Genomic DNA, 19,409 nt, shown 5'->3' with positions numbered 1-19,409 from the left:
CAGCAGGTGAGCCTTGAGCACGACCTCAGAGCAAGAGCTTAAACGGGTTCTAAATGACGGACGCAAAAAAGCCAGCATCACGCTGGCTTTTTTATTGTCTCTGTCGGGCGGGTCAATCTTCGTGCTTGCACTCGCCGGCGGCACAGTGGCCGTACAGATAGAGGCTGTGATTGGTCAGCCGGATGTTGTGCTGCTGGGCGATATCGCGCTGGCGCTGCTCGATCACCTCGTCGGAGAACTCGATCACCTTGCCGCAGTCGAGGCAGACCAGGTGGTCGTGGTGTTCCTGGGTGGCCAGTTCGAACACCGACTTGCCCCCTTCGAAGTGGTGACGGGTAACAATACCGGCATCATCAAACTGGTTGAGAACGCGATATACGGTAGCGAGACCAATCTCTTCACCCTGGTCGATCAGTCGTTTGTACAGATCTTCCGCACTGGTGTGCTGGCAGTCCGGCTGTTGCAGGATTTCCAGGATTTTGACACGGGGCAAGGTGATCTTGAGCCCGGCCTTTTTTAACGCTTGGTTGTTGTCTGCCATATTCTATTTATTCGCATTCTCGAAGGTGTGGTTATTCTGATTGACTGCCGCTGGAATGGCAACCACGAACTCGCTTGGCCTGTCATTATAGGTCGTAGCTCACCTAAAAATAAACCCAGTAATTCAAGGGCTTTAGCGCAGATGGCGCCATCCGGTGGAATTGGAAGGATTCTCGTGACGGCTTGCTCGTTTGGTGAATGTTGATAAAATGTAACCTTCTTCACTCTCTGGTCGGATGAGATCCATGGATTGGCTTTTTGACAATGCGGCCTGGGTGCGCCGCGCCCTCAACGCCTGGCCCCCCTTCTGGGGCGCCGGCATCAAGATAGAGACATTGAGCGATGATTTTCGCTTCTGCCGGGTCACCCTCAAGTCCCGCTGGTGGAACAAGAACGCCAACCGCACCCAGTTTGGTGGCAGCATGTTTGCGATGACCGATCCCATCTATCCGCTGATGCTGATGGGCTATTTCAAGAACCGTTATTACGTCTGGGACAAGGCCGGCAGCATCAACTACATCAAGCCAGGCAAGGGCAAGCTGGTGGCCGAATTCAACCTGACCGACGGCAAGCTGGCTGCCATCGTGGCGGCGACCGACGGGGGAGACAAGCACTTCCCCGAGTTCGAGGTGACGGTGCAGGATCAAAGCGGCGAGCTGGTGGCCCAGGTCAAGCGCACCCTCTATGTGCGGGCCAAACCGGAGCACCGAAGTGGCGAGAGAGCATGAGCCAGAAAACAACAAGGGCCCCGCGGGGCCCTTGTTGTCAGAGAGGCTGGCGAGCCTGGATCACTCCAGCTCGGCCAGGCACATCTCTTCGTGCAGCTGCTTGCACCAGCCCTTGACGCGCTCGGCGGTCAGCTCCGGCTGGCGATCTTCGTCGATGCCCAGACCCACGAAGTGCTTGTCGTCCACCAGAGCCTTGGATGCTTCGAATTCGTAGCCGGCGGTTGGCCAGTTGCCGATGACGATGGCGCCTTTGGCTTCGACGATGTCACGCAGGGTGCCCATGGCATCGAGGAAGTACTCGGCATAGTCTTCCTGATCGCCGCATCCGAAGATGGCGACCAGCTTGTTGGTGAAGTCGATCTCTTCCAGCTCGGGGAAGAAGTCGTCCCAGTCGGCCTGGGCTTCGCCATAGTACCAAGTCGGGATACCGAACATCAGCAGATCGAAGCTGTCGATGTCGGCCTTGCTGCTCTTGGCAATGTCACGGACTTCAATCAGTTGTTTGCCCAGTTCTTTCTGGATCATCTTGGCGACAGCTTCGGTATTACCGGTATCGCTGCCGAAAAACAGACCTACACTAGCCATAGTGTTTAGTTACCCGTATCTGGTGTTAATGCTTAACGGTCAGATTGTGATGCCTGCAGCATGTGCAGACTCAATCTGTTGCTTCAGGATAGATTGGATCAGCTCGGCTCGGCTGACGTTCTGTTGTAACGCAAGTTGGTTCAGGCGTTCCAGCAACTCGGCCTCCACCTTTAACTCTACCCGCTTCAAACCGTTCTCCCGATCGCGCTTGAGCTGGTTGCGCTTGTTGATCTTGAGCTGGGTCTCGCGGGGGAGTGGGTTGGTCTTTGGCCTGCCGGGGCGCTTCTCATTTGCGAACAGATCCAGTGTTGTTCGATCAGTTTGCTGTTTGGCCATACATCACAGATGAAAATAAGTTAGCCGATGCCTGAGCCTTCCCAGCCCAGTTCGATCAGCCCCTTGGCGACAAAACCTGCACAACCCAGGAAGAGTACCAACCAGACGATGAGTCGGCCGAAACGGGGCACGTTGCCGCGTTTGAGCACGTCCTGAATGGCCAGGCCAATCAATACGAAAATGGCCACAAAGAATAACTTCAGGCCCAGACTCTCAATCAGGTCGATATGTTCACTTAGCATGGATTGCGCACACTCCTTATGACGGGCGCACTATATCACAAAGGATTTGAAACTGTTAACCGCCTGTCGACAGGAAATCCACAACCAGTTTGTTGAACAAAACCGGCTTTTCCGCGTGCAGCCAGTGACCGGTCCCGGCGATGACCCGGGCCTTGGCGGCGGGGAATTGCGCCATCACCGTCTCGGTATGCTCGGGCTGCATGTAGTCGGAATCTCCCCCCTTGATGAAGAGCGCTGGGCCCTCGAAACGGCTATGTGCATCGGGCCAGCCCATGATGTTGGCGTAGTTGCGCTCAAGGGCCGGGACGTTGAAGCGCCAGCCCCAGCCGTGCCCGGCTTTGGCAAACGACTTGAGCAGGAACTGGCGTACGCCGGCGATCTCGATGTGCTGCGCCAGGATGGCTTCCGCCTCGCTGCGGCTTTGCGGAGCTTGTTTGAGGGTGGCGTTGAGACCGGCGAACACATTCTGGTGGCGAGCGTGGGGGTAGGCGACCGGCGCGATATCGGCTACCACCAGTTTGGCAACGCGTGTTGGCGCGAGCTTGGCCAGCTGCATGCCCACCTTGCCCCCCATGGAGTGACCCACGATGGCCACCTGCTCAAGCCCGAGCCGATCCAGCAGGGCGAGCAGATCGGCGGCCTGGGCCGTGTAGCTCATCTCGTCGGAGTGAAAGGAGGCGCCGTGGTTGCGCAGATCGACGCTGATGACCCGGTATTGTTCGCTCAGCGGGCGCGCCAGCAGGCCGAGGTTGTCCAGACTGCCGAACAGCCCGTGGATCAGTACGACGGGCTGGCCCTGGCCCTGCTCCTTGAAGTTCAATAATGGGTTTTGTTGCAAAATGACACCTTGTCGGTCGTGAGTGCGTTGCTCGCTGTGATTTAACACACTGGAAAGAAAAGGATTTCACTCATTGCGGAGCAAAAAAGTGTGGTTTTTTTTCTAAAAAAAGTCTGCCAGATCGGCTATCAGTGCGACGGATCACACACTTGGCCCGCTATTATGCCGTATTCTCGATGAGATTCATGCACATCTGTCCGCCCCTTGCTTGGGCTGCCGGGTTTGCCTATGTATAATCGCCGCATCCGAATTTCGACGAGTCCAGCGCATCCCTATGAAAACCATCGAGCTTGATGACGATCTCTACTTCTATATCGCCAGCCAGACCCGGCACATCGGCGAGAGTGCCTCCGATATCCTGCGCCGCCTGCTGGAACAGCCCGCCAACCAGGCTGCGCCGGTTGCCGAGCCGGTGACGACGGCCCAGCCGCACGCCGTGGCCGATGCCATGGGGCTGGAGGCGCTGCTCGACTCCGGCGAGCTGCAAAAAGAAGAGAAGTCCATCAACCGCTTCATGCAGGTGCTCAGTACCCTCTACCGGGATGACCCGGTCGGGTTTACCCAGGCCACCGAAATCAAGGGGCGCAAGCGCGTCTATTTCTCGCGGGATCCCGATGCTCTGCGCGCCAGCGGCAGCACCACCAAGCCCAAGCCGGTGCCACAAACCCCGTTCTGGGTGATCACCAATACCAACACCAGTCGCAAGCAGAACATGGTGGCCCAGCTGATGACCAGCATGGGGTATGGCGATGAGGTGATCGCCCGGGTGTGCGGCGCAATTTAACGCTTCATCAGACTCAGGCCTTGCCGGGCAAGGCCGCCATCAAGCAAGGACAACGCCATGGCACAGCATTCCCACGCCGGTCAGCCGGCCCGTTTGAGCGACCTGACCAACATCCCCCGTCTGGTCAGCGCCTACTACCTCAACAAGCCCGACATGAGCCGCCCCGAGCAGCGGGTTGCCTTCGGCACCTCCGGTCACCGCGGCAGCGCCCTGCACAACGCCTTCACCGAATCCCACATCCTGGCGGTGACCCAGGCGCTGGTGGAGTATCGCCAGCAGGCCGGCATCACGGGCCCGCTGTTTGTCGGCATGGATACCCACGCCCTGTCTGAATCCGCCTTTGCCAGCGCGGTGGAAGTGCTGGCGGCCAACGGCGTCGAGACCCGCATTCAGGCCGGTCTTGGCTTCACCCCGACCCCGGTCATCTCCCACGCCATCCTGCGCCACAACGCGGGCAAACCGGCGGCCCTGGCGGACGGCGTGGTGATCACCCCGTCCCACAACCCGCCGGAAGACGGTGGCTTCAAATACAACCCGCCCCACGGCGGTCCCGCCGAAGGGGAGATTACCAAGTGGGTGGAAGACCGTGCCAACGCCATCCTTGAGGCGAACCTTGCCGGCGTGAAGCGGATGCCGTTCGCCGAGGCCCTCAAGAGCCCGTTCGTGGCCCTGCACGATTATGTCACTCCCTATGTGGATGACCTGAAGAACGTGCTGGACATGGAGGCCATCAAGCAGGCCGGCATCAAGATCGGTGTCGATCCGCTGGGCGGCTCCGGCGTTGCCTACTGGGACGTCATCGCCAAGACCTATGGTCTGAACATCGAGGTGGTGAACTACAAGGTCGACCCGACCTTCTCCTTCATGACCCTGGATAAAGACGGCAAGATCCGGATGGACTGCTCCAGCCCGTTTGCCATGGCCAGCCTGATTGCCCTCAAGGACAAGTTCGACATCGCCCTTGGCAACGACCCTGACTACGACCGTCACGGCATCGTCACCAAGTCCGGCCTGATGAACCCGAACCACTATCTGGCGGTGGCGATCCAGTATCTGTTTACCCATCGTACCGGCTGGTCCAAAGAGTCTGCAGTCGGCAAGACGCTGGTCTCCTCTTCCATGATCGACCGGGTTGCCGGCGAGATTGGCCGCACCCTCAAAGAGGTGCCGGTCGGCTTCAAGTGGTTTGTGGATGGCCTCTACAGCGGCGAGTTCGGCTTTGGCGGTGAGGAGAGCGCGGGCGCCTCCTTCCTGCGCAAAGACGGCACCGTCTGGACCACCGACAAGGATGGTTTCATCCTGGCGCTGCTGGCGGCGGAAATTCTGGCGGTGACCGGCAAGGATCCGCAGGCCCACTACGATGCACTGGAAGCCAAGTTTGGTCGTTCCAGCTATCGTCGCATCGACGCCCCGGCCAACAGCGCCCAGAAGGCAGTGCTCTCCAAGCTGGATCCGGCGCTGGTGGAAGCCTCCACCCTGGCCGGCGAGCCCATCATCGCCAAGCTGACCAAGGCGCCGGGCAACGATGCCGCCATCGGCGGCCTCAAGGTGGTGACCGAGAACGGCTGGTTCGCGGCGCGCCCCTCCGGCACCGAGTCCATCTACAAGATCTACATGGAGAGCTTCAAGGGCGAGGCGCACCTGGACCTCATCCAGCAGGAAGCCCAGCAGATCGTCTCCGCCGCCCTGGCCAAGGCCGGGGTCTGAGTTCGACTCAAACACCTGCGGAATGTGAAAGAGGAGTCTTGATGGCTCCTCTTTTTTTATTGCGCTTGAGTTGAATGGGTCGTGCTCACGGCCTGCCGCACTGACCGGTGCTCGCCCGGCGGGCCTGCCAGCGCTTGAAGAAGTGGCGGGCCGGCAGCTTCATCAGGAACAAGGAGAGCAGGATCACCCCGATGCCGAGCCATTGGCGAGCGTCCAGTGTTTCCCCCACCATCAGCACGCCGCAGGAGACCGCCACCATGGGGTTGGTGAGGGCCAGCATGCCCATCACCTCCGGGCCGTGGCGCTTGAGCCCCCACAGCCAGGCCCAGTAGGCCAGCGCCGTGTTGAGCAGGATCAGCCAGAGCAGGCCGGGAACGCTTGCCGGCTGAGGCAGCGGCATGGGACCGGCCAGCCACCAGGCGAGCGGGATCAGCATCAGGCCGCCCAGCAGCAGCTGCCAGGCGGTCAGCGCCAGCAGATCGCTCACTGGCCAGCGCTGCATCCAGCGGCTGGACTGGCCGATGAGCAGGGTCGCCAGCAGGGCACAGGTCACGCCGACAGGGTCCAGATTGGCGGAAGGGTTGAGCAGCAACAAGACCCCGCCCAGCCCCATCAGGCCCAGCAGCAGCCATTTCAGGGACGGCCTGACGCCATCCTGCAGCCAGGCCAGCAACATCAGGACCAGCGGCAGGGTGGCACCCAGGGTGCCCGCCACGGCCCCCGGCAGCCGGAAGGCGGCCACGAACAGCAGGGCGAAAAACGCAGCGATGTTGCAAAACGCCAGCAGGCACTGCTTGCCCCAAGGCAGGGGCGGCAGGCGCGGGCGTACCAGCAACAGGAGCAGGCCGGCCGGCAACGCCCGCCACACCGCCACCCAGTAGGGGGAGTAGTCGGTCAGAGAGAGGCTGACGACGGCATAGGTGCTGCCCCAGAGCAAAGGGGCCAGCAGGGCGATCAGCATGGGCATGAACTTGTCTCTTTATGAAGTATCTTTAAGTAAAGATAAATTAGCCTCAAATTGGTTTACCATCAAGTATCTCGATAAAAAGATAAGTGGCCGAAGATGGAATCAGATCATGTAGACCTGCTGCTGGCCCAGTGGGCCCGGCAGCGACCAGATCTCGACTGCTCTCCCATGGGCGTGCTGGGACGGGTGGCGCGAATGGCGGCGATCGCCGGACGGGAGGTGAGCGAGGAGCTCAAGGAGTGCGGCCTGCTCGGCAGCGACTTCGACATTCTGGCGACCCTGCGCCGGGCCGGCGAACCGCTCACCCCGACCGTGCTCTATCAATCCGCCATGTTGAGCTCGGGGGCCATGACCGCCCGCCTCGATAAACTGGCAGAGCGGGGGCTGGTAGAGCGGCAGGCCGCCCCGAGCGATCGGCGCAGCTTGCTGGTCTGCCTGACCGACGCGGGCCGGGAATTGGTTGACCGGGCGGTGGAGCGGCACGTGGCCAACGAGCGGCGCCTGCTGGCGCCATTGACCCTGGCCGAGCAGGACCAGCTGGCCGCCCTGCTCAAGCGCTGGCTGCTGGAAAACGAGTGAACTCCGCAGCCTGGTGAGCGGTCGTCATGCGTCCGCAGACAGAATGGCCTGCATCTGGGCCAGTACCGCGTTCACCTTGGCGGCGGGCGGATGGGTGCGGCCCAGCACGCGCAATCCCCACACCATGGTCATCAGCAAGGCGGCGGTGGCGTCGACGTCGCGCCCGGCGGCCAGCTCCCCTGCCGCCTGCGCCTGGCACAAGGCTGCGCTGACCCGCAGCTCGACCTCGGCGAGGTGGCTGCTGGCGGTCTCCTGAATGAGCGGGTGGTGGCGGCCGATCTCCAGCAAGGTGTTGACCAGCAGGCAGCCACGGTGCGCCTCGCTGGCGATGGCATCCCGGGCCACTGCATCGAGCAGGGCCTGCACGCCCGCCAGCGGGGAGGCTGCCGAGCCCAGGATCTGCTCGATCTGCGCCAGGCTCTGCGCCGAATAGCGCTGCAGCACCTCCATGAACAACCCCTCCTTTGAGCTGAAGGCGCCATACAGGCTGCTGGGCTTGAGCCCCATCCGCTCGACCAGCGCGGCAATGCCGGTGTTGCTGAAGCCGGTATCCCAGAAGGCGTTGAGGGCGATTTCCAGTACCTGTTCTCTGTCAAATGATGCGGGTCTTGCCATCTCGAGTCCTGCCTTGTGAAACTCCATTTTGGAGTGATCGCTAAAAAACAACTTGACCATGGGGTGTGGCTCGCTTGATATTGTAGCGACCACTACAAAAAGGATGGTCATGATGCACACACTCGAGCAAAAAATCAAAGCGTACGATGAGCAGAAGCAGCGTCAGGTACCGGCCCCGGTACTGGCTCTGATGGAGGAGGCGACCCGCAACCTGCAGGCAAGCGGGCTGGAGCAGGGGGCGCTGGGGCGCGGAGAGCGGATGCCCGATTTCGCCCTGCCGGATCAGCACGGGGTGGTGCGCCCGCTCTCCCACTATCTGGCGGAGGGGCCTGTGCTGCTCAACGTCTATCGCGGTGGCTGGTGTCCCTACTGCAACATGGAGATGCAGGCGCTCAACGCCGTGTTGCCGGCGCTGCGCGAGCGCGGCGTGAACCTCATCGGCATGACGCCGGAAACCCCCAGTTCGGCGCAGGATACCCTCACCGCCAACGGGCTGGCGATCACCGTGCTGAGCGACGAGGGCAACCGGGTCTCGGCAGAGTTGGGACTGGTGTTCGAGCTGCCGGAGGCGCTCAGGCCCATCTATGCCGGCTTTGGCATCGACATCCCGGCGAGCAACGGCGACGAGAGCTTCACTCTGCCGGTGCCGGCCAGCTACATCATCGGTCAGGACCGCACCGTGCTCTACCACTTCATCAACGCCGATTACACCCGTCGGGTCGAGCCGGCCGCCCTGCTTGCCGAGCTGGATCGTCTGGCGAAGGCGGGGGCACTGTAAACGCACACTGCGCCCAAAGGCGCAGTGTGGATGGTTGACGAGGCGGCCCTGAGGGCCGCCTTTTTTATCCGGTCGACTCAGTAACCGCCGCGGGCATCCTTCACCGCCAGCCCCAGCTGCCAAACCGCCATGGCGTAGTGGGTGCTGTGGTTGTAGCGGGTGATGGTGTAGAAGTTGGGCAGGCCGTACCAGTACTGATAGCCGGTGCCGACATCCAGGCGCAGCAGGCTCGCCTCGCTGTGGTTGCCGAGGGTGCTGGTGGGGGTCAGCCCGGCGCGGCGCAGGGAGGCGACCGGGTAGCGGGTCTGGAAGCCGTGCTCGTAGCCGGGCAACTGGCCCTGACCGCGTACCGCCACCGGTTGCCCCTTCTCCCAGCCGTGGGCCTTGAAGTAGTTGGCTACGCTGCCGATGGCATCCACCGGATCCCACAGGTTGGTGTGGCCGTTGCCGTTGAAGTCCACCGCGTAGCGCTGGAAGCTGGAGGGCATGAACTGGCCGTAGCCCATGGCGCCGGCGTAGGAGCCCTTGGGTTCAGTGGGATCCATCCCCTCGTCGCGGGTCATCACCAGGAAGGATTCCAGCTCGCTGGTGAAGAACTCGGCCCGGCGCGGGTAGTCGAACGCCAGGGTCGCCAGCGCATCCAGGATGCGGGTCTTGCCCATCACCCGGCCCCAGCGGGTCTCCACGCCTATGATGCCGACGATGATCTCCGGCGGCACCCCATACACCTGCTGGGCACGGTTGAGCTCGTTCTCGTACTCACGCCAGAAGCTGACGCCGTTCTGTACGTTATCCGGGGTGATGAACTTGGCGCGGTAGCGATTCCAGGCGCCGGTCGGACCGGTGGGTGGTGTGGTGGTGGGGGCCTGGGCATCCATCAGGCGGATGATCCAGTCATAGCGTTCGGCCTGGGCCAGCACCCGGTGCAGCTCGGCGCCGTCGAAGCCGTGCTTTTGCACCATCCGCTGCACGAAGTTGTCCACGTTGGCGCGATTGGCGAAGTCCCCCTTGCTGACACCCGGCTGGCTCACCTGCCCGTAGAAGGGTTTGCTCGGCGGCGTCTGGTTGATGAAGGCGCTGTTGGGCTGGGGCTTGACCACGGGCTTGGCAGCCGGCGTGCTGCTGCAGCCATAGAGCATGGGAAACAGGGAGAGGGTGAGCACGGAGACAAGGCGACGCATAAGGTTCTCATGAGCCTGAAAAAGAGTGTCGCCATGGTAAAACATTGTCGTCCATGCGCAAGTGTTCCGTAGCGGGCCCTTCCCGCCGTTTGGCCTCAACGCAGGGTGTGGTAACCGCTCCAGAGCCGGGTGAGGGTGGTGATGGCGCAGAGCAGGGCAAAGCCGTAGGCGAGCGGGGCGAAAGCGGCGGGCCACAGGCACATCAGCACGAACAGGGCGATGGTCTCGCTCCCCTCGGTGAGACCGCCCAGATAGTAGAGGGACTTGTGGTGGTAGACCGGATTGTCGATGCCCCGCTTGCCCGCCATGATGGCAAACGCCAGAAAGCTCGAGCCGGTGCCCATGAAGGCAAACAGCAGGGTGGCGGCGGGCAGCGCATTGGCGGGGGCGGCGAGGGCAAAGCCCAGCACCACGGCGGCGTAGAAGATGAAATCCAGCGTGATGTCGAGAAAGCCGCCGCAGTCCGTGATGCCGCTTTCCCGCGCCACAGCGCCGTCGAGCCCGTCCAGCAGCCGGTTGAGCAGGATGGCTGCTAGCGCCCACTCATAGCAGCCAAAGGCCAGCAACGGCAACGCCAGCATACCGATGGCAAAGCCGGTGAGGCTTACCTGGTTGGCGCTGATCCCGACGCGGCAGAGCGGTCTGGCGAGCCGGGTGAGGGGGCTGCGGATAACGGGGATCAGGTGGCGGTCAAACAAGGTGAACTCCTCGGTCAAAAACAGGATTCGGTAAGCTGGAGTATGGTGCCCGGCGCATCGTCTGCGTCGTGGGTCACCAGAATGGCGGGGATGGCCAGTGCCTTGATCTGCGCGAATACCAGCGTGCGAAAGGCGGCCCGCAGCGGCTTGTCGAGGCGGGAGAAGGGCTCGTCCAACAACAATGCCTCGGGCTCGGCCAGCAGTGCTCGCAGCAGGCTGACGCGAGCCTTCTGGCCGCCGGAGAGCGCCCCCGGCAGCTTGTCCGCCTGATTTGTCAGATCCACCTGTGCCAGCGCGGCCACCGCCTTTTCTCGCCGCGCACTTTTTCCCTTGATGGTCGCAGGCATGCCGAACATCAGGTTCTCCGCCACCGTCAGGTGGTCGAACAGCAGATCATCCTGAAACAGCATGCCGATGCGCCGCGCCTGGGGCGGCAGCTGGGTGAGCTGATGCTCGCCGAGGGTCACGTCCCCCTCCAGCCGGAGCGGGCCGCTTGCGGGCAGTACCCCCGCCAGCGCCGCCAGCAGCGAGCTCTTGCCACAGCCACTGGGGCCCATCAGGGTCAACACCTCGCCTGGTGCCACCTGCAGGGCGGGCAGCGAGAGCAGCAGGTTATCCTCCAGATAGAGGCGAAGAGGGGTGGTGTTCAGCATATGGTTATTTCCAACATGAGAGTTCATCGTGAGCCGCCTCCCTTGAGCGCCGGGTTGAGTCGGGCCGGCAGCCAGAGCGCCAGCAGATAGATAGCGAGTGGCAGCAGCAGTTGCAGCAGGCCGTAGAGCCCCGCCAGCCGCCGGTTGAGGCCGCTGCCGATGGCCACCGCCTCGGTGGTGATGGTGACCACCCGGCCGGCGCCAAACAGCAGGGTCGGCAGGTATTGGGCCAGACTCACAGCTGCTCCGACGCCGAAGGCAAACAACAGCGGACGGGCCAGCAGCGGCCCTTTCACCTGCCACCAGGCTCGCCACGGGGTTGCCCCCAGCAGCAAGGCGCTCTGGGTGAGCCGCGCGTCGAACTGGCGATAAGGGCCGTGCAGGCACAAATAAACATAGGGAAAGACAAACAGCAGCTGGCTCCAGAGCACCCAGCCCCAGCCGATACCGTTGCCCCCCCACCCGAGGCTGAACCAGTCTACCCCGAGCCGAATGCCAAACAGCAGGCTGGCCTGCGGCAGCAGCAGCGGCAGGCAGATAAGCCAGAGCGGCCAGGGGCGGCGGCCCGCCTGCGCCTCCAGACTCAGCACCGCCATCACCAGCGCTATGGCTCCGCTCGCCAGCGCCAGCAGGATGCTGGTGGTCAACAGCGGCGACAGAGTCGGCAACAGGTCGAGCCAATAGCGGCCGCTCCACTGGCTTGGCCAAAGGGCGGGAAAGGGCCAGCGCCGGGTCAGCGACCAGAGCAGCAAGGCCCCCAGCACCGCCAGATTGAGGGCAATCAGGGTCGCCACGCTGCCGGTGGCAAGGGCGCGGCCAAGAGCGCTTGGGTTTGCTCGCCGGCCATCGAGCCAGCCGGGTTTGCCAAGGGTTCGATGGGCCAGCTCCAGCAGCCGCAGCAGAGCCAGCAACAGCGCCGTGATGGCGAGCAGCAACAGGGCGCCGCTGGCGGTGGCGCCGCGCCAGACCAGATCCGGGTCCTGATACCAGAGCCACAGGCGCACAGCCAGCGGAGCGGGGGCATCGGGCCCGAGCAGCTGGGCCAGATCCACCACCGCCACCCCGTAGGCGGCTACCGCATAGAGGGGCAGGCGCAGGGCGGGCCACAGCGCCGGCAGCAGCAGGCGCCACCAGATCTGGGGGGTGCTGAAGCCGAGGCTCGCCCCCAGCCACTGCTGGCGCGCCGCCCTGGCGGGGTCTTGCGCGCCGAGCGCCATCAGCAGCAGGAAGGGGGTCTCCTTGAAGATCAGTGCGAAGATCAGCCCAAGCCCGGCGGGATCGCGCAGGGTCTGCCAGTCGGGGGGCAGCGCGAACCCGGTGAGGGTCGGCGAGAGCAGGCGCAGCAACCAGCCGGAGGGGGCGAGCAGAAAGGCAAAGCCGATGGCAAAGGCAACGTGGGGCAGCGCCAGCAAGGGCGAGAGCAGCCGGCGCAGCCAACCGACGGCCCGGCTGTCGCTGTGGGCCAGCAGCAGGGCGGTCAGCAGCAGGCTGGCCAGGGTCGAGGCGGCGGCAATCCACAGGCTCAGCAGTGCCGAGTGCCACAGGCCCGGCTGGGCCAGCAGCAATTGCAGGTGGGGTCGGGTCAACCCCTCAGCCAGCAGTTGCCAGCCCCCCGCCAGCAGCGGGAGACCAAAAACCAAGGCGCACCCGGCAGTGAACAGGGGGCGCCAATCAAGCAAAGAGCGGCCGAACCGGCTCATCAGTGACCGTAGCGCTCGGCCCAGGCCGCTTCGAGCCTGAGCTGCCAGCTGGGGTGGGGTTCGGCCACCGCCTTGAAGCGCAGCGCCGGCACCGGCTGCTGGGAGGCGGGCAGGGTATCGGCCCGCAGCACGCTGGGATCGCCCCAGAAGGCGGGCTCGGCCTTGCGCGCCTGGGCGGCTGGGCTTAGCAGGAAGTTGGCGACCACCTTGGCGCCGGCGCGGGCGTTGGCATTGAAGGGGATGGCGAGGAAGTGGCTGTTGGTGAGCGCCCCTTTCGCCATGGCCACCGCCATCACGCTGGGGGGCAGGGTGCCATTTTGTACCGCGCTCTGCGCTTCCTGCGGGTTGAAGCTGATGGCCATCGCCAGCTCGCCGTCATCGAGCAGCTGGCGGGTTTCGGCGGCGCTGGTCGGAAACAGCTTGCCCTTGCGCCAGAGTGCCGGGTGCAGCTCATCGAGCCAGGCCCAGAGCGGGGCTGTGATCCTGATGAACTCGGCATCGGTCGCCTCCCGATAGAGGGGGGCGGGGTCGGGCGTCAGCTCCAGCAAGATCTGCTTGAGAAAGCTGGAGCCGTGAAACTGGGGTGGCTTGGGATAGGTAAAGCGGCCGGGGTGGGCCTTGGTCCAGGCGAGCAGGGCCGCCGCCGAGGTGGGCAGCTGTTTGACCTCTTCGCCGTTGACCATCAGGTTGAGCTGGCCGATGCCCCAGGGGGCTTCCAGCCCCTCCACCGGCACGGTGAAGTCCTCACTCACCGGCAGGGCGCCGTCGACCAGCGCCATGTTGGGCAGCTCACGGGTAAAGGGGGCGCCGAGCAGCCCCTGCTCCTTGAGCGCCTTGAAGTTCTCGCCGTTGACCCAGAGCAGGTCGATGGGGCCGCCACTGTGCTTGCCCGCCTGCTTGTTGGCCAGCAACTGGCTGACGCTCTGGGCGATGTCATCCACCTTCACCTGCACCAGCTTGACCTGGTATTCGCGCGCCAGCTCCTGGCCGGCCCACACCAGATAGGCGTTGATCTCCGGGCTGCCACCCCAGGCGTTGAAGTAGACGGTCTGCCCCTTGGCCTTCTCAAGGGTCTGCTGCCACTGCGGGTTGTCGCCGGCGTAGGCCTGGGTGAAGAGGAGGCTGCCTGCCAGCAGAGGCAGGGCGCGCAACAGCTGTTTGAACGAGGGCAATGAGTGTCGCATCTGGGTTACCTGGAGTTGAGTCAGGCGCGGCGGCGCCAGCGGTGATAACGGGTCAGCAGCGCCAGCAGGGTGGCGGGCTGACGGGCCCGTCGCCACTCGCCAGCCAGATACTTGTTCCCCTCCATCAGGGTGGGGTAGGCGTGGATGGTGGCGAGGATCTTGCCAAGGCCGAGGTGGTGACGCATGGCGAGCACGAATTCGGCGATCCGCTCGCCGGCGTGAGTGCCCACCAGGGTGGCACCCAGGATCTGATCCTTGCCGGGCACGGTGAGCACCTCGATGAAGCCCTGACGCTCGCCGTCGGCGATGGCTCTGTCCAGTTCGGCCAGCTCGAAGCGGGTCAGCTCGAAGGGGATGCCCTGCGCCCTGGCCTCTTTCTGGTTGAGGCCGACCCGGGCGATTTCGGGGGTGGTGTAGATGGCGGCCGGCATGACCCGATAGTCGGCCCGAAAGCGCTTGAACGGGCTGAACAGGGCATTGATTGCGGCATACCAGCCCTGATGGGCGGCGGCATGGGTGAGCTGGTAAGGGCCCGCTACGTCCCCCACCGCCAGAATGCTGGGGAAGTTGGTGGCAAGGAAGCCATCGACCGCCACCGTGCCGCGCTGGGTCAGCTCCACCCCCAGCGCTTCGAGCCCGAAGCCGCTGACGTTGGCCACCCGGCCCAGCGCCAGCAGCAGCTGATCCCCTGCAACGGTTTGCGTCTCATCGCCCCGGCGCAGTTGCAGCCGGATGGGGAGATCTCCCTCGGCTGCGGGCAGATAGTCGGCTCGCTCGGCGCGCCAGCCGGTGAGCACCCGCACGCCATCGCGGGCCAGCTGTTCCGCCAGCAGCGCGGCCACTTCCCGCTCTTCACGGGGCAGCAGCTGATCCGAGAGTTCCACCAGGGTAACGGGCACCCCTAGCAGGGCAAAACTCTGGGCCAGCTCGCAGCCGATGGGGCCGCCGCCCAGCACCAGCAACTGGCGCGGCGCGGTGCGCAGTTGCCAGAGGGTGTAGGAGGTGAGCCAGGGCACCTGCTCAAGGCCCGGCAGCGTGGGCACCAGCGGCCGGGCGCCGGTGGCGATAACGATATGACGGCTGGCAAGGCGCTGGCCGTTCACCTCCACCTCCCAGGGGGAGACCAGCCGCGCCTCCCCTTCGATACACTCCACCCCCAGCCCCTGATAGCGCTCGATGGAGTCGTGGGGCTCGACCTCCTTGATGACGCGGGCGACCCGTTCCATCACGGCGGCGAAATCGGCGCTGGCTTGACTTGGGCTAAAGCCCAGTTCACTGGCCCGACGCTGTTCGGCGGCAAAGCGGGCGCTTCGGATCAGCGCCTTGGAGGGGACGCAGCCGCTGTTGAGGCAATCGCCGCCCATCTTGTGCTTCTCGATGAGCGCCACTTTGGCCTTCACCGCCGCGGCGATATAGCTGGTCACGAGGCCGCCGGCCCCGGCGCCAATCACCAGCAGGTTGTAGTCATAGTGTTTTGGCTTGCGGTAGGGGGCGTGCAACCGATGCAGGGCGAGACGCCGCTGCAGACCCTTGAGCAGCATCGGCATCAGCCCGAGCAGGGTCAGCGCCACCATCAGACCGGGGGAGAGGATATTGCCGGTGCTGGTGAGGTTGGCAAGCTCGCTGCCTGCCAGCACGTAGACGAAGGTGCCGGGCAGCATGCCAAGCTGGCTCACCCAGTAGTAGGTGCTGACTCTGATGGGAGTGAGCCCCATCAGCAGGTTGACCAGAAAGAAGGGGAAGATGGGGATGAGGCGCAGGCTCAGCAGATATAGCGCCCCTTCCTGCTTCATGCCGGCCTGCAAGCTGGCCAGCTTGTCGCCAAAGCGCCGCTCGACCCAGTCGCGCAGCAGAAAGCGGGCACTGAGAAAGGCCAGGGTCGCGCCAATGCTGCTGGCAAAGGAGACCAGCAGCAACCCCCAGACGACGCCGAATACGGCGCTGCCTGCCAGGGTGAGCAGGCTGGCACCGGGCAGGGAGAGGGCGGTGCTCACCACATAGACGGCGACGAACAGCAGGGCGGCGCTGACGAAATGGCGGTCGACCAGGGCGGCCAGCTCGGCCTGACGGGCCTGCAGCTGGGGCAGACTCAGGTAGTGGCCAAGGTCGAAGGCGAAAAAGGCGCCGATGAGGCAGCCCATCACCAGCACCAGCAGCAGGCGGGAGCCTCTCATCAGGCGTCCTTGTTATCCGGCTGGGCCGGACGCACTGGCTGCACCGGCAGTTGGCAGAAGCCCTGCGGGGGGATATCGAGGGCGGCGTTGAACTTGGCCGACATGTTCTGGAAGGCGATGAGGCCGGTGAGCTCCACCATGGCATCGTCGTCAAACCAGGGCTTGAGGCGGGCGGCCTGCTCATCGCTGACTCCATCAAGCCCCGTCATCGCCTCGGTGTAGTCGAGCACGGCCCGTTCCCGCTCGTCGAACAAGGGGCTTTCGCGCCAGTTGGCGAGCGCCTCCACCTTCTCGCTGGAGCCCGCCCGCTTGATGAGGGTCATGGCATTGATGTCGACGCAAAAGCGGCACCAGTTGAGCTGGGAGACCCGCACCGTCACCAGGGAGCGCAGCACGGGGTCGATGGGGGAGCGCTTGCGGTTGATGACGCCATAGAGGGTGGCGACGGCGGCAAACAGGCGCGGCGAGCGGCCCCAGCACTTGCCCGGAATGAGCACCTGGCCGTAGTGGCGCTGTTGCAGCCAGAAAAAGGGGCGGATAAACCAGGCATATTCCCGATCGGCTTTCACCTCGACGCGCATGGATGACCTTCTTATTGCTTCAAGTTGGGTTTGTAGGCCTGACCCAGCCGCTCGTTGAGGCGGATCAGAAACTCCTCTATGCGGGCCCGGTTGGTGCCCAGGTCGCTCTGCCCCTGACGGGAGGCGGAGCGCATGTCGATGCGGGTCTCCTTGGGCCCGGCAAAGACCCGCAGCGCCACGTCATCCTGAAAACCAAACCAGCCGGTGGTGACCACCGCCTCGAGTCCTTCCGGGCTTGGCCGCACTTGCCAGCCGAGCTGCTCCATCAGGGCGTGGGCCTCGGTGATCACCTCGACCGGGGAGGCGCTGGTAAAGAGAGGACCGGGTTTCCCCTCAACAGCTTTCAAGGGGGCCGGATTAATCGGCAGATCCTGCGCCGTTCTGAGTTCGCTGGCCCAGTGCAACTGGGGCGGGTTGTTGGGATCCGTGCTCACATCGTTGACCAGCGGCGTGCGCAGCGCCTGCACCACGAAGGCCAGGGGCAACAGCAGGGGTACGGCGCCCCAGCCATTGGCGCAGCGATTGCGAGACCAGGGCAGGCGAGCCAGCAAGACGAGGGAGACGAGGGCCCCGAGCAGGCAGATGGCGAACCCCAGCCACCAGGGCCAGAGGTGAACACGGCTGCCGAGGGCGCCGGCGAGCGGCAGCAACCAGGCCAGAAGCGGCCACCACAAATATCTGGGCATAACGGGGATCCACTGGTTATGATGGACAAGTGCCCAGAAGGATAAACTTAATTGACTGATAACGTTAGTAAATTTATCTCAATCCTGCTGCTTTTCCCAAGCGTTCCGCTGTGGGCGGACAGCGCCGTGCTGGCGGCGGGGGACATGTGGCGCGCCGAAGCCGTCTACGAGACCCTGCCTGGGGTCAGCCGGGTGGAGCCGGGCTACGTCAGCCAGCTGGCGGCGACGGGGTCGAGCTGGCGGGAAGTGCCGCCGCGGCGCCAGGCGGTGCGCATCGACTATGACCCGGTCAAGGTGGGTTATGGCGATCTGCTCAACGTGTTCTGGCAGCTGGTGGATGGGCGCGATGGCGAGGGCCAGTATTGCAATCGGGGGCTGGCATTTGCGCCGGCCCTGCTGCCAAAGGATGACTATCAGTGGCGCTTGGTCCAGGTGAGCCTGACGCGCTGGCAGGCGCTGCACGGGCGGCCGAGCCGGGTTGCGCTTTGGCCGCAGAGCCGGTTCACCCCGGCGCCGGAGATGGAGGACTGGGCGGCTCGCCACCCCTGGCGTTTCGGCTTCTATGCCCGCCGCTGCGGCGGCTGGCCGGTGGAGTTGAACCCAGAACCCTGAACCGGGCCCTGAACTCAGCTGCGGTAGAGCACCTTGATAAGGTGGAAGCCGAACTTGGTGCGCACCGGGCCGAGCACGGCCAGCAGCTCGCCCTTGAACACGGCATCGTCAAACGCCTTGACCATGTCGCCCTTCGAAAACTCCCCCAGATCGCCGAAGCGCTTGCTGGAGGCGCAGGTGGAGAAGCGCTTGGCCATCTGGCCGAAGTCGGCTCCCTTGGCAATCTTCTCCTTGATCTCCAGACACTCTTTCTCGGTCTTGACCAGGATGTGCTGGGCACAGGCTTTTCTCATCGGGACGCTCCTCGGCGGTGGGCAAATCGGGGGCGCAAAGAGTACTCCAATTCCTGCCGCGCGTCAGCCGTCATGGCAAATTCAGCTGCGGGCACGGGCAGCAAGCCGGGTTCTGGGCCGTGCCTGCCAGAGGATCTCCAGCCCGAGCAGGGCATGCAGGCTCCAGATGGCCAGCGGATTGAGCCAGTTGCCCCCCAGTTGCAGGGTCGCCAGGGCGCTGCCCGCCAGCAGCAAGGTGATGCCCGGCAGGCGCCAGTGGGCCGGCAGCGGTGCCAGCATGGCCATGCCCAGCAGGATGGCGAGCCCGAACGGCAGGTTCAGCGCGGTGAAGGCCAGCGCCTGCTGGCCGTTCATGCCGGTCAGCAGGGCCAGCAGGGCGCTGCAACAGGCGAGAAAAGTGATGAATTCGAGTCGGTCGGCGATGTAGTCCGCCATCTGTTCGCTGCGTGCGTGCATGCGGTGTCTCCTCTGGTGGGATGCGAGCCTTGGTGCAATGACCCCAGTGTGGGCGAGAAGTGAGCAGGGGGGCAGCGGGATAAATCGATTGGGTTGAACGAGGCTTTGATTGGGCGATGGCAACTGTTTGATCCTGCAAGATAAAATGCACTACCTCTACGGGAGTGGGGCAAGGCGGGCGGCCCAGTGGCAAGGAGGATGCAGCTGGCGGGCCCGCTGAGAGAGGGACTTGCCGCTATCTTGACCAGTTGCCGACAGTTGATGTCGCGCCCATCGGCCAACAAGGGGTGGCGCGATACCGGGCCGGATGGGCCGCCAGGGGCCATCTGGCATGGCCGTGTTGGTCATGGATTGCCCTTTTTGGCCCGCAGTGGCATAAGTCTGCGGGGGAAAGTGTGAAAAATGCGCGGCCTGCGCGGGCAAAGGCTTCAATAATATGGCGAAATTCGGTGTCACCCCGCTCTGATGTCGGGCCGGGGATATGCTAGGATG

At 64.0% G+C, this 19,409-nt stretch carries 23 protein-coding genes; 6 read left to right on the top strand and 17 right to left on the bottom strand.

Features of this window, described 5'->3' with window-relative positions:
• Window positions 1-112: 112 nt before the first annotated feature.
• Entirely contained in the window at window positions 113-541 is a 429-nt protein-coding gene (gene fur, locus PG899_RS00925) for a ferric iron uptake transcriptional regulator (protein ID WP_011705427.1), read from the bottom strand.
• Window positions 542-785: 244 nt separating this feature from the next.
• On the opposite strand from fur, the gene PG899_RS00920 reads away from it, so the two are divergent.
• Window positions 786-1,268, top strand: a complete 483-nt coding sequence (locus PG899_RS00920) for a DUF4442 domain-containing protein (protein ID WP_016350215.1) — start codon at window positions 786-788, stop codon at window positions 1,266-1,268.
• Between the two features lie 60 nt (window positions 1,269-1,328).
• On the opposite strand, the gene fldA is transcribed toward PG899_RS00920, so the two are convergent.
• The 4 genes from fldA to PG899_RS00900 are packed head-to-tail and all read right to left on the bottom strand — an operon-like array spanning window position 1,329 to window position 3,251.
• Window positions 1,329-1,853 (bottom strand): flavodoxin FldA, encoded by a 525-nt coding sequence (gene fldA, locus PG899_RS00915; RefSeq protein WP_011705429.1) that lies wholly within the window; start codon window positions 1,851-1,853, stop codon window positions 1,329-1,331.
• 39 nt (window positions 1,854-1,892) lie between these two features.
• Entirely contained in the window at window positions 1,893-2,189 is a 297-nt protein-coding gene (gene ybfE, locus PG899_RS00910; protein ID WP_011705430.1) for a LexA regulated protein, read from the bottom strand.
• 20 nt (window positions 2,190-2,209) lie between these two features.
• Window positions 2,210-2,431: a DUF2788 domain-containing protein gene (locus PG899_RS00905; RefSeq protein WP_011705431.1), complete on the bottom strand. Its 222-nt coding sequence runs from the start codon at window positions 2,429-2,431 to the stop codon at window positions 2,210-2,212.
• A 55-nt stretch (window positions 2,432-2,486) separates the two neighbouring features.
• Window positions 2,487-3,251 (bottom strand): alpha/beta fold hydrolase, encoded by a 765-nt coding sequence (locus PG899_RS00900; RefSeq protein WP_077095587.1) that lies wholly within the window; start codon window positions 3,249-3,251, stop codon window positions 2,487-2,489.
• A 292-nt stretch (window positions 3,252-3,543) separates the two neighbouring features.
• On the opposite strand from PG899_RS00900, the gene seqA reads away from it, so the two are divergent.
• Entirely contained in the window at window positions 3,544-4,053 is a 510-nt protein-coding gene (gene seqA, locus PG899_RS00895; RefSeq protein ID WP_077095586.1) for a replication initiation negative regulator SeqA, read from the top strand.
• Window positions 4,054-4,110: 57 nt separating this feature from the next.
• Window positions 4,111-5,760, top strand: a complete 1,650-nt coding sequence (gene pgm / locus PG899_RS00890; protein ID WP_077095585.1) for a phosphoglucomutase (alpha-D-glucose-1,6-bisphosphate-dependent) — start codon at window positions 4,111-4,113, stop codon at window positions 5,758-5,760.
• A gap of 85 nt (window positions 5,761-5,845) precedes the next feature.
• Here the strand turns inward: pgm and PG899_RS00885 are convergent, their stop codons facing one another.
• Window positions 5,846-6,727 (bottom strand): DMT family transporter, encoded by an 882-nt coding sequence (locus PG899_RS00885; protein WP_077095584.1) that lies wholly within the window; start codon window positions 6,725-6,727, stop codon window positions 5,846-5,848.
• 96 nt (window positions 6,728-6,823) lie between these two features.
• Between PG899_RS00885 and PG899_RS00880 the strand changes: the two genes are divergently transcribed.
• Window positions 6,824-7,306, top strand: a complete 483-nt coding sequence (locus PG899_RS00880) for a MarR family winged helix-turn-helix transcriptional regulator (RefSeq protein WP_024943804.1) — start codon at window positions 6,824-6,826, stop codon at window positions 7,304-7,306.
• Between the two features lie 24 nt (window positions 7,307-7,330).
• On the opposite strand, the gene PG899_RS00875 is transcribed toward PG899_RS00880, so the two are convergent.
• Window positions 7,331-7,921, bottom strand: coding sequence for a TetR/AcrR family transcriptional regulator (locus PG899_RS00875; RefSeq protein WP_179101334.1), 591 nt, complete (start codon window positions 7,919-7,921; stop codon window positions 7,331-7,333).
• A 112-nt stretch (window positions 7,922-8,033) separates the two neighbouring features.
• Here PG899_RS00875 and PG899_RS00870 point away from each other — a divergent pair, with 112 nt between their 5' ends.
• Window positions 8,034-8,699, top strand: coding sequence for a peroxiredoxin-like family protein (locus tag PG899_RS00870; protein WP_077095583.1), 666 nt, complete (start codon window positions 8,034-8,036; stop codon window positions 8,697-8,699).
• A 77-nt stretch (window positions 8,700-8,776) separates the two neighbouring features.
• Here the strand turns inward: PG899_RS00870 and mltB are convergent, their stop codons facing one another.
• The 8 genes from mltB to PG899_RS00830 form a co-directional block, all read right to left on the bottom strand.
• Complete coding sequence (gene mltB, locus PG899_RS00865) at window positions 8,777-9,880, bottom strand: lytic murein transglycosylase B (RefSeq protein ID WP_011705439.1); 1,104 nt, start codon at window positions 9,878-9,880, stop codon at window positions 8,777-8,779.
• 95 nt (window positions 9,881-9,975) lie between these two features.
• Window positions 9,976-10,578, bottom strand: coding sequence for a CDP-alcohol phosphatidyltransferase family protein (locus PG899_RS00860; protein ID WP_077095607.1), 603 nt, complete (start codon window positions 10,576-10,578; stop codon window positions 9,976-9,978).
• A 14-nt stretch (window positions 10,579-10,592) separates the two neighbouring features.
• Complete coding sequence (locus PG899_RS00855) at window positions 10,593-11,231, bottom strand: ATP-binding cassette domain-containing protein (protein ID WP_077095582.1); 639 nt, start codon at window positions 11,229-11,231, stop codon at window positions 10,593-10,595.
• A 23-nt stretch (window positions 11,232-11,254) separates the two neighbouring features.
• Window positions 11,255-12,931, bottom strand: coding sequence for an ABC transporter permease (locus PG899_RS00850; RefSeq protein WP_190283650.1), 1,677 nt, complete (start codon window positions 12,929-12,931; stop codon window positions 11,255-11,257).
• Window positions 12,931-14,115, bottom strand: coding sequence for an ABC transporter substrate-binding protein (locus PG899_RS00845; RefSeq protein ID WP_190283649.1), 1,185 nt, complete (start codon window positions 14,113-14,115; stop codon window positions 12,931-12,933). Before PG899_RS00845 ends, PG899_RS00850 begins: the two co-directional genes overlap by 1 nt.
• Window positions 14,116-14,135: 20 nt before the next feature.
• Window positions 14,136-16,289, bottom strand: coding sequence for an FAD-dependent oxidoreductase (locus tag PG899_RS00840; RefSeq protein WP_077095579.1), 2,154 nt, complete (start codon window positions 16,287-16,289; stop codon window positions 14,136-14,138).
• Entirely contained in the window at window positions 16,289-16,870 is a 582-nt protein-coding gene (locus tag PG899_RS00835; protein ID WP_077095578.1) for a carboxymuconolactone decarboxylase family protein, read from the bottom strand. The genes PG899_RS00840 and PG899_RS00835 overlap by 1 nt, the downstream gene beginning before the upstream one ends.
• 11 nt (window positions 16,871-16,881) lie before the next feature.
• Complete coding sequence (locus PG899_RS00830; protein ID WP_077095577.1) at window positions 16,882-17,556, bottom strand: DUF1499 domain-containing protein; 675 nt, start codon at window positions 17,554-17,556, stop codon at window positions 16,882-16,884.
• Window positions 17,557-17,607: 51 nt separating this feature from the next.
• Between PG899_RS00830 and PG899_RS00825 the strand changes: the two genes are divergently transcribed.
• Window positions 17,608-18,168, top strand: a complete 561-nt coding sequence (locus tag PG899_RS00825) for a peptide-methionine (S)-S-oxide reductase (protein ID WP_077095576.1) — start codon at window positions 17,608-17,610, stop codon at window positions 18,166-18,168.
• A gap of 14 nt (window positions 18,169-18,182) precedes the next feature.
• Here the strand turns inward: PG899_RS00825 and PG899_RS00820 are convergent, their stop codons facing one another.
• Window positions 18,183-18,461, bottom strand: a complete 279-nt coding sequence (locus PG899_RS00820) for a peptidylprolyl isomerase (RefSeq protein WP_077095575.1) — start codon at window positions 18,459-18,461, stop codon at window positions 18,183-18,185.
• 81 nt (window positions 18,462-18,542) lie between these two features.
• A complete protein-coding gene (locus tag PG899_RS00815; RefSeq protein ID WP_029301378.1) occupies window positions 18,543-18,917 on the bottom strand; it encodes a hypothetical protein in 375 nt (124 codons plus the stop codon).
• Between the last annotated feature and the right edge of the window lie 492 nt (window positions 18,918-19,409).

This window comes from Aeromonas sp. QDB39, assembly GCF_027707585.1.
GTDB lineage: Bacteria > Pseudomonadota > Gammaproteobacteria > Enterobacterales > Aeromonadaceae > Aeromonas > Aeromonas hydrophila.
Note: the sequence above shows the minus strand (reverse complement) of the source record. Positions and strands in the feature narration are given on the sequence as shown.